We start from the raw sequence: 15,497 nt of genomic DNA, 5'->3' as shown, positions 1-15,497 counted from the left end.
CTGTTGTGCTCTTAACTATATTGAAGTATGGAATGTTCTTGAAATAACGTCATCTTGTTGTTCCTTGGTCAGATCAGCGAAGTATACACAGTAACCAGAAACACGCACGGTCAACGTTGGATATTCTTCTGGATGTTTTTGAGCATCAAGTAAAGTATCACGGTTGAAGACGTTGATGTTTAAATGGTGACCTTCATTCTTCATATAACCACTGATCATGTTTACCAAGGTCTTTTCTTCTAATTTTTCATCGTGACCAAGTGTTGATGGTGTTACGGCGAAAGTATTGGAGATCCCGTCTGTTGCGTAGCGATATGGTAATTTAGCTACGGAAAGCAAGGATGCCAATGCCCCGTGTGTTTCAGCACCGTAAGCTGGGTTAGCACCTGGTGAGAATGGTTCGCCTGCTTGACGGCCATTAGGTGTTGTCCCGGTATTCTTACCGTAAACAACATTAGAAGTGATCGTCAAAACAGATGTTGATAACTTAGCATCACGGTAGAGGTGATGTTTGTTCATCTTGGTGTAAAGTTGTCTTACTAACCATGCAGCGATCTCGTCAGCACGGTCATCGTTGTTACCATAACGTGGGAAGTCTTTTTCAGTCTTGAAGTCAACTGCCACACCGTTTTCATCACGGATAACTTTAACTTTACCGTACTTGATAGCTGAAATGGAGTCAGCAGCAACTGCTAAACCAGAGATACCTGTCGCAAATGTACGATCTAAACGTGTATCCTTCAAAGCAAGTTGGGCTGATTCATAGTAATACTTGTCGTGCATGTAATGGATCACATTCAAAGCATTTACATAAACGTCAGCGACCCATTCCAACATGTCATCGAATTTCTTCAAGAATTCATCATAATCAATGTATTCTGAAGTGATCGGTGCATAAGCTGGACCACATTGCATCTTGGTCAATTCATCGACCCCACCGTTGATCGCATAAAGAACGGTCTTAGCCAAGTTAGCACGAGCCCCGAAGAATTGAACACCATCAGCGATCGGTTGCGCAGACACACAGCAAGCAATGCCGTAATAGTCTGTGCCCCATGTTTCCATCATCAATTCATCGTTTTCGTATTGGATCGTTGAACTTGCGATCGATACACTAGCTGCGTAGTTCTTGAAGCCTTCTGGCAAACGTTCTGACCATAATAAGGTGATGTTTGGTTCTGGCGCAGCACCCATGTTATGCAAGGTGTGCAAGAAACGGAAAGCTGTCTTTGTAACGTGGTGACGGCCATCCATACCCATCCCAGCGATCGATAACGTTGCCCAAATTGGGTTACCAGAGAACAAGGAGTTGTATTCTGGTGTCCGAATGAATGTTACCATCCGGAGTTTCATTGTGAATTGGTCGATCAATTCTTGTGCTTCTTTTTCGGTCAATAAACCGTTGTCCATATCACGTTTGATATAGATATCGATAAATGAGTCGATCCGGCCGATAGACATCGCAGCCCCATTTTGTTGCTTGATGGAAGCTAAGTAGCCGAAGTACAACCATTGGATAGCTTCACGCGCATTGGTAGCTGGATAAGAAATATCGTAGCCGTAAGAAGCAGCCATTTTCTTCATGTCTTGTAAAGCACGAATTTGTTCGGAAACTTCTTCACGTAAGCGAATAACTTCATCTGTCATTTGACCGTCGCCATAGTTAGCTAAGTCATCTTTCTTAGCTGCGATCAAGCGATCGATCCCGTAAAGAGCAACACGAGGGAAGTCAGCGATGATTCGACCACGACCGTATGAGTCAGGTAAGCCTGTCACGATCTTGTTGTGGCGTGCACGCTTAATTTCGTCATTGTATGCATCAAAAACGCCTTGGTTGTGTGTCTTATGCAAGTCGGTGAAGATCCGTTCTGTTTCCGGATCAATTTCCATCCCGTAAGCAGCCAAAGCAACTTTAGCCATCCGAATACCACCATAAGGCATCAAAGCTTTTTTCATTGGCTTATCTGTTTGCAAACCAACGATCTTTTCTAAGTCTTTATCTAAATAGCCTGGTTTGTGTGAAGTGATCGTAGAAACAACTTTGGTGTCAGCATCTAAAACGCCACCAGCAGCACGTTCTTTCAACTTGATGTCAACTAACATGTCGTTTAATTTTGTGGTTGCTTCAGTTGCTTCTTCAAGGAATGATTGATCACCATCATAAGGTGTGTAGTTACGGTTGATGAAATCACGTACATCGATCTCGTCTTGCCAGTCCCCGCCGTTAAAACCGTTCCAAGCAGTTGTTACTGTTTCTTTGCTGTTGTCTTTGAGCATCTATATTCCTCCCTGTGTAAAAAATCCGTCTGACCTAAATAATATAACCTAGCACGTACTAAAAAACGTTTGTTAACGTTTTCATCCTTATATTATCTAAAATCGCGCATAAAAACAAGTCATAATCCATTATTTTTGTACAATTTTAAAAAAATGTTATTTCTATTTTTTTACTTAAATATAATGAAATATTAAGCTTTTTCGCCCACGCCAACATGGGTCGTTTTGACCCGCTTAGTCTGGCGCCGAATTTTCTTATAACAGGCCAAAACGATCGCAAAATAAAAAAGGTAATTATACCCCAACATGATGGTCATAAAGAACAGCTTCTTAATAATTCCTAAGCGCCGAGTCTCGTGTTCATAAATACTTAGAATATAGAAATTAAAACAACTATTGATAAACAATAGACTCACTACGATCGGCCAATACAACTGGATAAACCAACTGACAAAGACCAAGACTAACAGATTCGCAAGCCCTGTCGCTAGCGAGATGAATGGTAACAACAAATAAAATGTCATTTCCATTTTAGCTTTAGTTCCTATGGCTTTACTTAATAAGATCTTGGGCCAATAACCCACTAAGCAGTCTAATCCCCCCTGAGTCCAACGAGCACGCTGGCGGATAAAGGGCCGAACTTGAGCAAGTGCCTCTTGATAGACCACGATCTCAGAAGCATAGTGGGTCGCTTTAGCTTGCAGTAAAAAGCGCGTGCTAAACTCAAAGTCTTCCAGCAAGGCATTGCCCCACGGATAATACCCGTTTACTGCACTGACCCGGATAAATTGGCCATTCCCTGACGCTGCTGCATTACCTAACCGATTCCGGATGTTTTGGATCCAATTATTGATGATGACAAATTCGATATCTTGTAGTTTTTGTAGCCAATTTTGCTCCTTAAACATAGCTACACGTGTTTGTAACAACGATAATTCTGGATCAAATGCAAAGTGCTCCATGACCCGCAGATAAGCTGCTTCATCCATATAAGCGTCGGCGTCTAAAACACCACAGATCACGCGCTTACGCAAACTTGGGGCTAGTGGCTCAACGAGTTGCTGGTACGCCCAATTTAATGCCTCGCCCTTACCCTGTTGCGCTTCTGGCAAATACCGTTGCAGCAGCTGGACTTTGCTCCCACAGGCCAGTTGTTGCAACGTTTCATTAACGACTTGAGCTGTCTGATCACTTGAGGCATCATCAATGATCACCATTTTAACTTGTGGTAAGCTTGCTGTCTGCGCCACAAAATTGGTGATCGTCTGCCTGATGACTAGCGCTTCGTTTAGCGCTGGGACCAAGATGATCAGTTGCTCAATGGGCTCTTTTAGCTGCGTTTGTTGCAGCTTTTGATCTTGCCCAAATAAAATTAAAATCAGCACCCACACCAAATAGATACCTATTCCAACAAAAGAGACACTAAAGATCAATTCATCGATGACCGATCCCTCCATTTAGTGCTTTTTGTTAAAAAACCATATAGATTTTACCACACGATTAACTCTAAATGATATAGCTAATTTATTTTAAATAAAAGTAGATATTTTTTAATCTTTTTTACCTAAAAAGATGCTGATAGCCACGAATGACTACCAGCCTCTTTCTAATTTATTTAAATTTCTTCCCAAATATCCTTTAAGACATTTGTTTGATCACGATCTGGACCAACAGAGAAGGTCGAAACTTCGACGCCAACTAATTCTTCGATACGTTTAACATAGTTACGCGCATTTTCAGGTAGATCAGCTAAAGTCTTAGCCCCTGTGATATCTTCTTTCCAGCCTGGCATTGTTTCATAAATTGGCTTGCATTGTGCCAATTCTTTCAAGCTAGCTGGGTAACGGTCGATCTTTTCACCGTTCAATTCATAAGCTGTACAGATCTTGATCTCATCTAAGCCAGTCAAGACATCCACACAGTTCAAGCACAAGTTGGTCAAACCTGAGACCCGCTTGGAGTGACGCATTACGACACTATCGAACCAACCGATCCGACGTGGGCGTTTCGTGACTGTCCCATATTCATGACCCGCTTCACGGATGTAGCTACCGATCTCATCGTGTAACTCAGTTGGGAATGGACCATCACCAACACGTGAAGTATAAGCTTTGCAGGCACCCACAACTTTATTGACCTTTTCTGGACCAACGCCAGAGCCAGTTGTGACCCCACCGGCGATCGGGTTAGAAGATGTAACGAATGGATATGTCCCATGATCAACATCTAACATAACACCTTGAGCGCCTTCAAATAAAACATGTCCGCCGTTGTCCAACGCATCATTTAAAATAACTGATGTATCAGCTACATACTTCTTGATACGTTGACCATATTCATAATATTCATTGTAAATTGTTTCAAAATCAAGCGGTTCGCCTTCATAATCGTACATCTTTTGGAATAAACGATTCTTTTCTTCCAAATTACGACGTAGCTTTTCAGCAAATGTATCTGCTTCTAACAGATCTGCGACCCGAATACCGATACGAGCTGCTTTGTCCATGTAGCAAGGACCGATACCCTTATTAGTCGTACCGATCTTGTTGTCTTTTTTGGCGCTTTCTTGTAAGCTGTCCAAGACAATGTGGTATGGCAAGATCACGTGCGCACGGTTTGAAACACGAAGGTTATCTGTTGGGATTCCATTTTCATGCAAGTATTCCAACTCAGCAACTAACGACTTAGGATTCAAAACAACGCCATTACCAATGACACTGATCTTATCGGAATAAAAAATTCCAGATGGGATCAAGCGCAATTTATAGGTCTTACCATCAAAAGCGATCGTATGACCGGCATTGTCTCCACCTTGATAACGTGCGATAACATCGGCATTTTTACTCAAGAAATCAGTGATCTTTCCTTTGCCTTCATCGCCCCATTGACTACCAACAACTACTACTGATGACATATACAGTCCACCTCATAATATTTCTAAGCATTACTCTGCTTGCTAGTCTAAATTAATGACCTTGATAATTGTAACAATCAAGCTTAGTTTTTTCAAGCAATTACGAATATTACTTCGCTAAAAAAAGGCTAAGTTTATTAATTGCGAACTTTAGCCTTTTTAATTTAAATTATTCTGATTTAAAACGAATAACTAATCCCAAGGATCATAGCGCCGAAAGGGCAATAAGCTACGCGTCCGGGATAATTCTTCCATTTGTTTGACGATCGCTAGTGTTTCTGCACTCATTTTGATCTTACCTTTGCCCCGTAGCACCGCCTCATAGGACGCTGTTACCATTTTTTCCATAATGATCTGGGGCGCGATCTGGCGGTCTGCCAAGGCATCTTTTCCGTAAGCGACGATCTTTAAAAATACTTTGTCATCGGTGCTTTGCTCAAAAGACTGTGTCAATTCATTTGCCAGCCGTGCGATCTCTTTGCGTGACTTCATCTCACTCACCTCATCTACATCTTACACCAAAGCTAAAAATTAAGCTTGTTTATCGGCATAGACTTCGATACAAAAATTTTTCTGTCTACAATTTGGACACACTAATTTTCGTGTACTCGGAGTGTGGGTAGACCAAAAATACTCTTTGAGTCCTGGACGAAATTGGTGCTGACAGTTAGGACAAATATACGCCGTATGCTGCCAAACATAGCGCACTAAAGCTGTTGTGAGCCCGATCGAGATCACTAAAGCCCCGGCTACTAACCACCATGAGCCATGGGTCAAGAATACATAGATGATACTGCCCCACAAGATCAAGTCGATCACCAGTCCAATACCGATCATTTGCCAGTGTAATTGATGTAATTTCTTTGTCTTTTCCATTTCAAACTCAATTCCTTTCGTAAAATTTCCCGGGAAAACTTGAAATTTCTCCAGTTGCTCGGCTAAATAATCCAACTTGGTGGCGCGTTTTTTAGCCAATTCCAAAGCCTTAGCATTTTGTTCTTGGTGCTCCGCCACTAACAGCTGTAAAATTTTATAGTTTTCCGGTGTATCTAATAGACCTTTGATATCTTTTAGCGTGAAACCTAGTTCTTTATAGGTCAAGATCAGTTCTAAACGTGTGACTTGATCTTCAGCATATAAGCGGCGATCTGCTTCAGTACGACTAGCGACTAATAATCCTTGCCGTTCATAATACTGCACCGTCCGCAAAGTGACATGACACTGTTCCGCTAATTGTCCACTTGAATACATTATTGGCCCCCTTTCTAACTTCACTATAAATGATAACGTTACGTCATCAGCAAGTAAAAAGATAAGAGTGTGGGCCAAAGCGGTCAGCTCCGTACAGATAACAGAAAAATCACTATGATGCGTTTTTTGCATCGTGATCAGTTCATTCATATGCGTGATAAAAAGGCCCTATCACGCTGCAAAACATACATCATGATAGGACCTGTTGTTATTCATACAATGCTGATCGTATTGTCGAACATTGTGTATCTAAGTCGTGCTCCGAAAATCAGCACTGTGTTAGTTATGTGGCAAGATATTTAGTACATACAACATCGCGATGAAGATGAAGAACAAGACGATGACCACTGGATTTAATTCTTTCCGACGGCCAGCCGCGATCATTGTGATCGGATAGACTAAGAAACCAAATGCGATCCCGTATGAGATGTTAGAGGTCAACGGCATTGCAATGATCGTTAAGAACGCTGGTAAGGTGATCTCGAATTTTTCCCAGTTGATAAAGCGCATCGATTGTGCCATCAAAGAGCCAACGATGATCAAGGCTGGGGCTGTAACTTCAGTCGTCACCACACTCAATAATGGTGAGAAGAATAAACTTAGCCCAAACATACCCGCGATCACTAATGAAGTAAAACCAGTCCGCCCCCCGACTGCGATCCCAGCAGAAGATTCAACATAAGCTGCCGTCGGAGTCGTTCCCATCACAGAACCAGCTAACATTGAAAATGAGTCAGCCATTAAAGCGCGCCCGATCCGAGGCATCTTATCATTTTTCATCAAGCCAGCCTGTTGGGCTAACCCGACTAAAGTACCTGCTGTATCAAAGAAAGTCACCAGTAATAACACGATGATCACAGCTAACATCTGTGGCGTGTTGATATTACCTAAGTTTGCTAGTCCGACCCCAAAAGTTGGTGCCAAACTTGGGATCGAAGAAACAATCTTATCTGGCATTGGGATCAAGCCTGTCACTAGGCCTAAAAGCGTTGTAGCTAAGATCCCGATAAAGATCGAACCTGGGACGCGGCGTGCCATCAATAAAGCAGTCACAAAGAAACCAAAGATCGTTAACCAGGTAGTTGGAACCGTCAATGATCCTAATTCGACTAACGAAGATTTGCTAGCAACGACGATCCCGCCACCCTTTAAGCCGACAAAAGCGATAAAGATCCCGATCCCAGCTGCCATTGCGAGCTTGAGATCATGCGGGATCGCATCGATAACGATCTCACGGATCTTGAATAATGAAAGTAACGTAAAGATAACGGAAGCCACCACGACCCCAGCCATTGCAGTCTGCCACGGGATCCCCATCGTTAAAACAACGGAATAAGTGAAAAACGCATTATCCCCTAGACCAGGTGCGATCCCGATCGGATAGTTAGCTAAAAATGCCATCAAGGTACAGCCGATGATCGCTGATAAGGCAGTTGCTGTGAAGACAGCACCCTTATCCATCCCTGCAGCCCCTAGGATATTAGCGTTGACGAACAAAATGTAGGCCATCGACACGAACGTAGTCAAGCCAGCAACGGTCTCCCGTTTAGTATTAGTTTTTAATTCTTTAAAATGGAAGGTTCTTTCGAGCCAACCTGCTTTGGTGGCTGTTGTTTGACCATTATCCAATTTCTTTCACCTCTGATTTATTTTTACTTTGACAAGTATTACACGTATGATTATAAAAATCAACCCCTAAATAGTTCGTGTTTTTATCAAAATGTATCCATTTTAAGGTAAAAAACTCCTGCTTCGGTTGAATAGCAGTATTTTAGCATGAATTTTCACAAAAAAAGACCACGCAAATTCACGTGGTCTGGTGGCAATTAGCCTTCAAATAATTCAGTTGAAAGATAACGTTCGCCGTTATCTGGGGCAACAGTCAAGACACGCTTACCAGCACCCAATTTTTTAGCTACTTCGATCGCGCCATAAATATTAGCACCAGCTGAGATCCCAGGTAAGAAGCCTTCATTTTTACCAACTTCGCGGGCCATCTCAAGCGCTTTTTGGCTTGGAACTTCTAAAATATCATCGTAAAGTTTTGTATCCAAGATCGAAGGCACAAAGCCAGCTGAGATCCCTTGGATCTTGTGCTTGCCCTTCTTACCTTCTTTTAAGACTGGAGATTCACTTGGTTCAAGAGCGTATACTTGAATATCAGCCTTCTTAGCCCGCAAAGCACGACCTACACCCGTCAACGTTCCACCCGTGCCGACCCCGGCAACAAAAGCATCGGGTAAGTCAGCTCCAAAGGCGCGCAAGATCTCTTGGCCAGTCGTTTGTTCGTGGATCAAAGCGTTAGCAGGGTTATCGAATTGCATCGGTAAGAAATAACCGTTCTTCTCAGCTAATTCCTTAGCGAGTTTGATCGCACCACCCATGCCTTCTTCACCTGGGGTCAAGATCAATTCAGCTCCATAACCTTGCATCAATTTACGCCGTTCGATACTCATCGTTTCTGGCATCGTGATCAATAAACGATAGCCCTTAGCCGCCGCTACTGCAGCTAATCCAATACCGGTATTGCCCGAAGTTGGTTCGATGATCGTGCCACCCTTGGTCAACTTGCCAGCTGCTTCAGCGGCTTGGATCATCGCTAAAGCTACCCGATCTTTGACTGAACCAGCTGGATTGAAAAATTCAAGCTTAACATAAACATCAGCTGCCTCAGCTGGAACAACATTATTCAACCTGACGATCGGTGTGTTCCCAATAGTATCTAAGATCGAATCATAAACTTTACTCATATCAAGACCTCCATTAATTTTTGATAAGTTCTTTAGCTTTGCGCGTCCCAGCTACTTGCTGTAACCAGTTAGCAAAGAATTGTTTTTGTAACGTTTCCCATAAAAACTGTGGTCGTCCATCAACATAGTAATTTTGGGGACGAGCTAGTGAATCTTTAGCACTTGGATCAACCGCTAATTCGCGTGTATATTCTTTTTGTAAGGCATCTCTACCATACTCCAAATGCGAAAATAAAAATGTCTGATGTTTTGTCGGTGCTTCAAGCAAGAAAGCTTCCCCTGTCTGCGAGACTGCTGTGATCTTTAACTCAGGGATCTGTTTTGCCTGACTAAGATCAATATCAGCATAACGCGCATGTGGGGCTAAAAAGCCCGGCGCTACTTGAGCTAATAACTTGGAATCACGTAAGACCTCTTGCGGATAGATCCCAAATAGTTTTTGGGGCAATAAGTATTTATCCACCCCATAAAAGTAGTTGACTGCAGCCATGGCGCCCCAACAGACATACAGCTGCTCGATCTTATTTTGAGCCAAACAGTCAAAGAGCTCCTGCAATTCATTGATATATGTGATCTCTGCAAAATCCAGTTTTTCGATCGGTGCCCCAGTTACGATGAAAGCATCCAGTTGCTTAACCTCATCTAACTCCAACGGACGAGCAATTCGCGTCACTTGAGCTGGAACTGGACGATCTTGATAGTGCTCTTTAGGATAAAAAAAAGTCAGTTCAACTGGATATGTCGTACTATTCAAGACCCGTTCGAATCGTCTTTTGGTGTCCAGTTTATCGTGCATCAAATTCAATACCCCGATTTTTAAGACATTTTCAGGCGTACGCATGACTATACCTTCCTTTCTCGGTAATTACAGCCAAGTCAATTTACTTGTATTCTGTAAGTTAAATTATACACTAGCTGCTTATAAAAGACAATTATACTGCTATAAGTACTGAGCTTTATGCTATAATTTGGCAAACATTATTTTTACGAGGGGGACTTGCTAATGGCATTACCAAATCGAAAAGACATTGCACCAGAACTCACTTGGGATCTAACCGCACTTTACCCGAATGACACTGCTTGGTACGACGAGCTTAAAGCGTTAAAAAAACTCGTCACTGATTTTTCAGCTAACTTCGACGGACAGTTGACCACTCCAACCCAGATCATTGCTGGCTTGACCGCTTTAGAACAGATCGAACAAAAAGCATCTGTGATCGAACATTACGCTTTCTTGCAACAGGCAAGTGATATGACAGATCCTCACTACAATCAGCTACTAAAGCAAGCTGAACAAGTTTTAGCCTTTGTCAGTGCTAATATCGCCTTCTTTGATATCCAAGTTAGCCAAAATGACACGGCTAGCCTAGACGAAGTTGCAGCACGAGCACCGCATTTTGCTTCTGTCATTCGCCATTTAAAGAATGAGAAGCAACATCTTCTTGATCCTAAAACTGAAGCAGCTCTGGCCTTGTTAGGTCCGACTTTAAATGCACCGGAAGGGATCTATACAACGGCCCGCGCAGCAGATATGACATTTGAAGATTTTGAGGTCGATGGAAAGCTCTATCCTATGTCATTTGTCCTGTATGAAAATACCTATCAATACCACCCTAACTATAAAATACGCCAAAAAGCCTTCAAATCATTTTCCAAAACCTTGAAAAAATATCAGGATACCGTAGCAGCTACTTACTACACACAAGTTGCTAAGGAAAAGACTATGGCGACCCTCCGCGGTTTTGATTCAGTTTTTGATTATCTACTAGCTAAACAAGAAGTCTCACGTGAATTGTTTGACCGCCAGATCGATCTGATCTTAGATAAACTCGGACCAGTTATGCAAAAATATGCTAAATTCGTCCAAAAAGCTCATGGTCTAGAACAGATGACTTTTGCTGATCTACAGATCGATCTTGATCCTAGTTTTGCACCTAAAGTTAGCTTAGAAGAAGCACCTGCCTATATTCAAAAAGCAGTTTCGATCCTAGGCGTTGATTACGCCAAGATGGTCATGCGCGCCTTTGACGAACGGTGGATCGATTTTGCTGTCAATGCCGGTAAAGAAACTGGGGGCTTTGAGACCGATCCCTATGGTGTTCACCCCTATATCTTGATGTCATGGACTGACGAATTAGCTGACGTTTATACTCTGGCCCATGAACTCGGACACGCTGGTCAAGCGATCCTGACCGCTCAAAACAACTCGATCTTAGGTAGTGATCCGTCAATGTATCTGATCGAAGCTCCTTCAACCTTTAATGAATTATTGTTGACACACTCTTTGGAACAGAGTACGACCGATCCACGAATGCAACGTTTTGCCTATGCCAAGATGCTTACTAATACGTTCTACCATAACTTTGTGACTCACTTGCTGGAAGCTGCTTTCCAACGTGAAGTTTATCAACTTATCGATGCAGGTGCTTCATTTGATGGTGCTAAACTTGGCGAACTCAAACAAAAAGTGCTCAAGCGTTTCTGGGGTGATACGGTCATGATCGATGACCAAGCCACTTTGACTTGGATGCGTCAATCACATTACTATATGGGCTTATACTCTTATACCTACTCAGCTGGTCTGACGATCGCTACCCAAGCTTATCTAAAATTACTAGCTGATCCACAAAAACAAGTCGGTGCTTGGCTTGAATTTCTAAAACTCGGCGACCAAAAAACACCGGTAGAAGCAGCTAAAGTTGCTGGCGTTGATATTTCAACTGCTGATCCGCTTGAAAATACGATCGCCTTTTTGGATGAGACCGTGGAAAAGATCAGAACTTTGTCCCAAGAGATCGCTAAATAAAGTTTCATGTGAAACATGTCAAGAGCGCAATATCATTAAATTAAGAGAACTAGCTTACACTGTTTTGCTAATGGTGTGAGATAGTCTCTTTTTTACTTTTATCATCTTCAGCGCGATCATCGTTCAAAAAAGACCAGCCTCAAACGAAGCTGGTCTTATAATTGACCTTTCAACTCACAAGCCCCATACCCTTGACCACGGATATTGAGCAAAATAGGTAAACTTTTGGTGTGGAACGCTAATTGTCATTTGAAGTAAAATGAACAAACCGTGGCAACACTATGAAATATCTAGCTTGTCAGCAAAAAGTTTTACTCTAGCTTTTAAGTGAGCGATCAGTGTTCTTTCCCATCGATAATAACGTGAACTCGTGGGTTCTTAGGGCTTTTAACTTTAGAAATAACACCTTTGTCAACTAAGTCTTCAATTTGATCTGGATCATAACCTAACTTAGTCAAAATTTCCTTGTTATTTTCACCTAGATCTGGTGCACGGTCGTAGGATGGAGTATAATTTGAAAGCGTAAATGGTAAACCAATAGTCTTAAAGTCACCACGACTCCCACCTTGGTCGATAGTAACGATCGCACCATCCTTATTTAAATCAGGATCATTTTCAAGTTCATGCCAGTCAAGAATAGGACCAACTGGAACACCAGCGGCACCGAGATCTTTAGTCAAAGTGTACTTATCGTATTGCATAGTGTAAGCTTCGATCAATGGATAAAGCTCTTCCTTATGTAATTGACGATGTTGCCAGTCGATAAATCTTGGATCTGTTTCCCATTCTGGGTGGCCCATTGCTTCACATAGTTTATCCCACTTCTTGTTCTCATTTTGAATAACAATATAAACATAGGCGTTTGGATCTGTTTCCCAACCTTTAGCTTTGTAGGTCCAGCCGATAACTTGGCCACCTTCAGTGTTTTCTGCTCGTGGGATCGCCTTACCCCATTTCCAGTCAGGGTAAACAGCATAGTGAGGAAGCGCACCGAGATTGTCCAACATAATTTGGTCACGTAATTTAATACGACAAAGATTTAATACAGCATCTTGCATTGATTGGTAAACGAAGGTCCCTTCACCAGTATGTTCACGTTGTAGTAAAGCTGCTAAGATACCAATAGCTAAGTGCATCCCTGAATTCGAGTCACCTAAAGCAGCGGCAGATTGGGTCGGAACATTGTCTTTACCCTTGTTCCAACCAGTAGCAGAGGCAGCCCCACCAGCAGATTGAGCAACTGGTTCAAAGGCCTTAACATTTTCAAAACGTGAACCTTGGTTGAAGCCCTTTAATGAAGCGTAGATCAATCTAGGATTCATTTTATGAAGTTCTTCCCAGCCAAAGCCATTTCTATCAGCAGATCCAGGAGCGATATTTTCCACGAAGATATCAGCTTTTTTGATCAAGTCGTACATGATCTTTTTACCTTCAGGGGTCTTGATATCTACAGTTAAGGATTTCTTATTTGCATTCAATTGTAAGAAATATAGACTCCAAGAATCTTCGATATCAAGTAATTCATTTCTAGTTGGATCACCAGTATTAGTCCGTTCGATCTTAATAACTTCAGCACCTAACCAAGCTAAAAGTTGAGTACATGAAGGACCAGATTGAACTTGAGTCCAGTCAATAACTTTGATCCCTTTTAATGGGGCATATGCATTTTGTTCATTTTTCTCATTTTCACTCATTATCACTCACTCCTTGTCAAGTTTTTCTTGTTCCGCTTCTTCAAGTGGTTTTAAGTTTAAGGTTGGATTTAAATTGCCAATGTGTCCCGATTCTTTACCCATTGATGGATCGATCTGAACATTTATGAGGCTTGGTCGGCCAGATCCAACTGCCTTAGCAAAAGTATCTTTCATCTCTTGATAATTAGTTACATAATAATTATCGCCGCCAAATGCTTTAGCGATCAGATCATATCTCCCAGTTGGGTCTAAGGTAGTTGGACCTAATTGATCAGGGACCACATTATCAATACCGTTATAAATACCACCATTGTTAATGACCACTACGGTGATAGGCAATTTGTAGCGACAGATCGTCTCTACATCCATCCCATCAAAACCAAAGGCACTATCACCAGCTAAAACAACTACATGTTTGCCAGTTTCAACAGCAGTGGCAATGGCATATCCCATGCCAACACCCATAACGCCCCAAGTACCAGTATCAAGTCTATGACGTGGCAATTTCATACCGATCATATCACGACCAATATCAAGGGTATTAGCACCTTCACTTACAAGATAAGTGTCTGGATGGTCTTGGAAGTATTCATTGATAGGTTCGATCGCACCGTAATAGCCAAATTTTGGATTGGTTTCGCCAGCTTGGATCCGCTTAGCAAATTTTGCATCATTTTTCGCAGTATCTTGAGCAATAGCTTCGGTCCAATCAGAAGGAACTTTATATCCTGTCGCTGTAAGAGCTGGGACTAACTTGTTTAAAATAGAAGTCAAGTCACCTTGAAGAGGGGCAGAGATCTTTTGAGCAGAATCGAATTGCGTAGGTTCAATATCCAATTGAATAAACTTAGCATTAGGGTTAAATTGAGGTGCACTTCCGTATGAAAGCATCCAGTTTAATCTAGCACCTACTAGAATTACAACATCAGCATTCTTTAACGATAATGAACGAGCTGCAGCAGCTGAATGTTTGCTGTCATCAGGAACAAGTCCCTTAGCCATAGACATTGGCAAGAACGGGATGTTGGTCTTATCTATTAATTCTTGAATTTGTTTTTCAGTCCTGTCATACGCAGCACCCTTGCCAAGAATTATTAACGGCTTTTTAGCTTGCTTAATAATATCAACAGCCCGAGCGATCGCTGCATCACTAGGTTCTTGTAAAGGAGCAGGGTCAACTAATTTGTAAACACCCATGTTCTTTTCACCCAGATCTTCGTTTAACTGTGCGATCGTATCTGCTGGCAAATCAAGATAAACACCACCTGGTCTACCAGAAACGGCAGTCCGAATAGCACGTGCAACTGCTAAACCAACATCTTGCGCTCTGTCTACACGATAAGCTTTTTTGCAGAAAGGCTTGGCAACATTATATTGATCTAAGCCTTCATAATCTCCTTGAGATAAATCAATAATATGCCGTTCCGAAGAACCAGAGATCATGATCAATGGAAAACAGTTTTTTGTTGCTTGAGCTAAAGCAGTTAGACCATTTAAAAATCCCGGTGCAGATACTGTCATCGCAACACCAGGTTTTTTAGTTAAAAATCCAGCTGCAGCTGCAGCATTTACAGCTGAATCTTCGCGACGAAAGCCGTAATACTTCATCCCACGTAATTCAGCTAATCTAGCTAAATCAGTGATCGGAATACCTACAACTCCGTACAGGTTATTAATACCATTTTTTTGTAAAGCGTCAATTAATAAACTGGCACCAGTCCTACTTAAAGATTTATCTACCATAACGCACCCTCCATGGTAATCAATTTATATAAAGGTACCAAATTACAAATTGGATACCCCCA

11 protein-coding genes are annotated in these 15,497 nt (G+C 42.0%); 1 reads left to right on the top strand and 10 read right to left on the bottom strand.

Features of this window, described 5'->3' with window-relative positions; translation table 11 throughout:
* Positions 1-15: 15 nt before the first annotated feature.
* From pflB to GSR62_RS00170, 8 genes are all read right to left on the bottom strand, one after another.
* Entirely contained in the window at positions 16-2,277 is a 2,262-nt protein-coding gene (gene pflB / locus GSR62_RS00205) for a formate C-acetyltransferase (protein WP_066023729.1), read from the bottom strand.
* A 191-nt stretch (positions 2,278-2,468) separates the two neighbouring features.
* Positions 2,469-3,734: a glycosyltransferase family 2 protein gene (locus tag GSR62_RS00200; RefSeq protein WP_066023730.1), complete on the bottom strand. Its 1,266-nt coding sequence runs from the start codon at positions 3,732-3,734 to the stop codon at positions 2,469-2,471.
* Between the two features lie 158 nt (positions 3,735-3,892).
* Positions 3,893-5,191, bottom strand: coding sequence for an adenylosuccinate synthase (locus tag GSR62_RS00195; protein WP_010690137.1), 1,299 nt, complete (start codon positions 5,189-5,191; stop codon positions 3,893-3,895).
* A 192-nt stretch (positions 5,192-5,383) separates the two neighbouring features.
* Positions 5,384-5,683 (bottom strand): hypothetical protein, encoded by a 300-nt coding sequence (locus tag GSR62_RS00190; protein ID WP_005920938.1) that lies wholly within the window; start codon positions 5,681-5,683, stop codon positions 5,384-5,386.
* Between the two features lie 39 nt (positions 5,684-5,722).
* On the bottom strand, positions 5,723-6,442 hold the full coding sequence (locus tag GSR62_RS00185; protein ID WP_066023731.1) for a MerR family transcriptional regulator: 720 nt from the start codon (positions 6,440-6,442) through the stop codon (positions 5,723-5,725).
* A 279-nt stretch (positions 6,443-6,721) separates the two neighbouring features.
* Positions 6,722-8,071 (bottom strand): NCS2 family permease, encoded by a 1,350-nt coding sequence (locus GSR62_RS00180; RefSeq protein ID WP_066023732.1) that lies wholly within the window; start codon positions 8,069-8,071, stop codon positions 6,722-6,724.
* 197 nt (positions 8,072-8,268) lie between these two features.
* Positions 8,269-9,192 carry a cysteine synthase A gene (cysK, locus tag GSR62_RS00175; protein ID WP_010690134.1) on the bottom strand — a complete coding sequence of 308 codons (924 nt, stop codon included), beginning with the start codon at positions 9,190-9,192 and terminating at the stop codon, positions 8,269-8,271.
* 13 nt (positions 9,193-9,205) lie between these two features.
* Complete coding sequence (locus GSR62_RS00170) at positions 9,206-10,033, bottom strand: homoserine O-acetyltransferase/O-succinyltransferase family protein (protein WP_035446973.1); 828 nt, start codon at positions 10,031-10,033, stop codon at positions 9,206-9,208.
* 162 nt (positions 10,034-10,195) lie between these two features.
* Here GSR62_RS00170 and pepF point away from each other — a divergent pair, with 162 nt between their 5' ends.
* A complete protein-coding gene (pepF, locus tag GSR62_RS00165) occupies positions 10,196-11,998 on the top strand; it encodes an oligoendopeptidase F (RefSeq protein WP_066023733.1) in 1,803 nt (600 codons plus the stop codon).
* A gap of 335 nt (positions 11,999-12,333) precedes the next feature.
* Here pepF and frc read toward each other — a convergent pair whose 3' ends face one another.
* Both frc and oxc read right to left on the bottom strand, forming a co-directional pair.
* On the bottom strand, positions 12,334-13,692 hold the full coding sequence (gene frc / locus GSR62_RS00160; RefSeq protein ID WP_010690131.1) for a formyl-CoA transferase: 1,359 nt from the start codon (positions 13,690-13,692) through the stop codon (positions 12,334-12,336).
* Positions 13,693-13,698: 6 nt separating this feature from the next.
* Positions 13,699-15,435, bottom strand: coding sequence for an oxalyl-CoA decarboxylase (gene oxc / locus GSR62_RS00155; RefSeq protein WP_010690130.1), 1,737 nt, complete (start codon positions 15,433-15,435; stop codon positions 13,699-13,701).
* Between the last annotated feature and the right edge of the window lie 62 nt (positions 15,436-15,497).

Source organism: Ligilactobacillus animalis, from assembly GCF_009933595.1.
Lineage (GTDB): Bacteria > Bacillota > Bacilli > Lactobacillales > Lactobacillaceae > Ligilactobacillus > Ligilactobacillus animalis.
Note: the sequence above shows the minus strand (reverse complement) of the source record. Positions and strands in the feature narration are given on the sequence as shown.

Coding starts and splice junctions, on each gene's coding strand:
- pflB (WP_066023729.1), bottom strand. CDS start 2,277: ATGCTCAAAGACAACAGCAAAGAAACAGTAACAACTGCTTGGAACGGT.
- GSR62_RS00200 (WP_066023730.1), bottom strand. CDS start 3,734: ATGGAGGGATCGGTCATCGATGAATTGATCTTTAGTGTCTCTTTTGTT.
- GSR62_RS00185 (WP_066023731.1), bottom strand. CDS start 6,442: ATGTATTCAAGTGGACAATTAGCGGAACAGTGTCATGTCACTTTGCGG.
- GSR62_RS00195 (WP_010690137.1), bottom strand. CDS start 5,191: ATGTCATCAGTAGTAGTTGTTGGTAGTCAATGGGGCGATGAAGGCAAA.
- frc (WP_010690131.1), bottom strand. CDS start 13,692: ATGAGTGAAAATGAGAAAAATGAACAAAATGCATATGCCCCATTAAAA.
- cysK (WP_010690134.1), bottom strand. CDS start 9,192: ATGAGTAAAGTTTATGATTCGATCTTAGATACTATTGGGAACACACCG.
- GSR62_RS00190 (WP_005920938.1), bottom strand. CDS start 5,683: ATGAAGTCACGCAAAGAGATCGCACGGCTGGCAAATGAATTGACACAG.
- pepF (WP_066023733.1), top strand. CDS start 10,196: ATGGCATTACCAAATCGAAAAGACATTGCACCAGAACTCACTTGGGAT.
- GSR62_RS00170 (WP_035446973.1), bottom strand. CDS start 10,033: ATGCGTACGCCTGAAAATGTCTTAAAAATCGGGGTATTGAATTTGATG.
- oxc (WP_010690130.1), bottom strand. CDS start 15,435: ATGGTAGATAAATCTTTAAGTAGGACTGGTGCCAGTTTATTAATTGAC.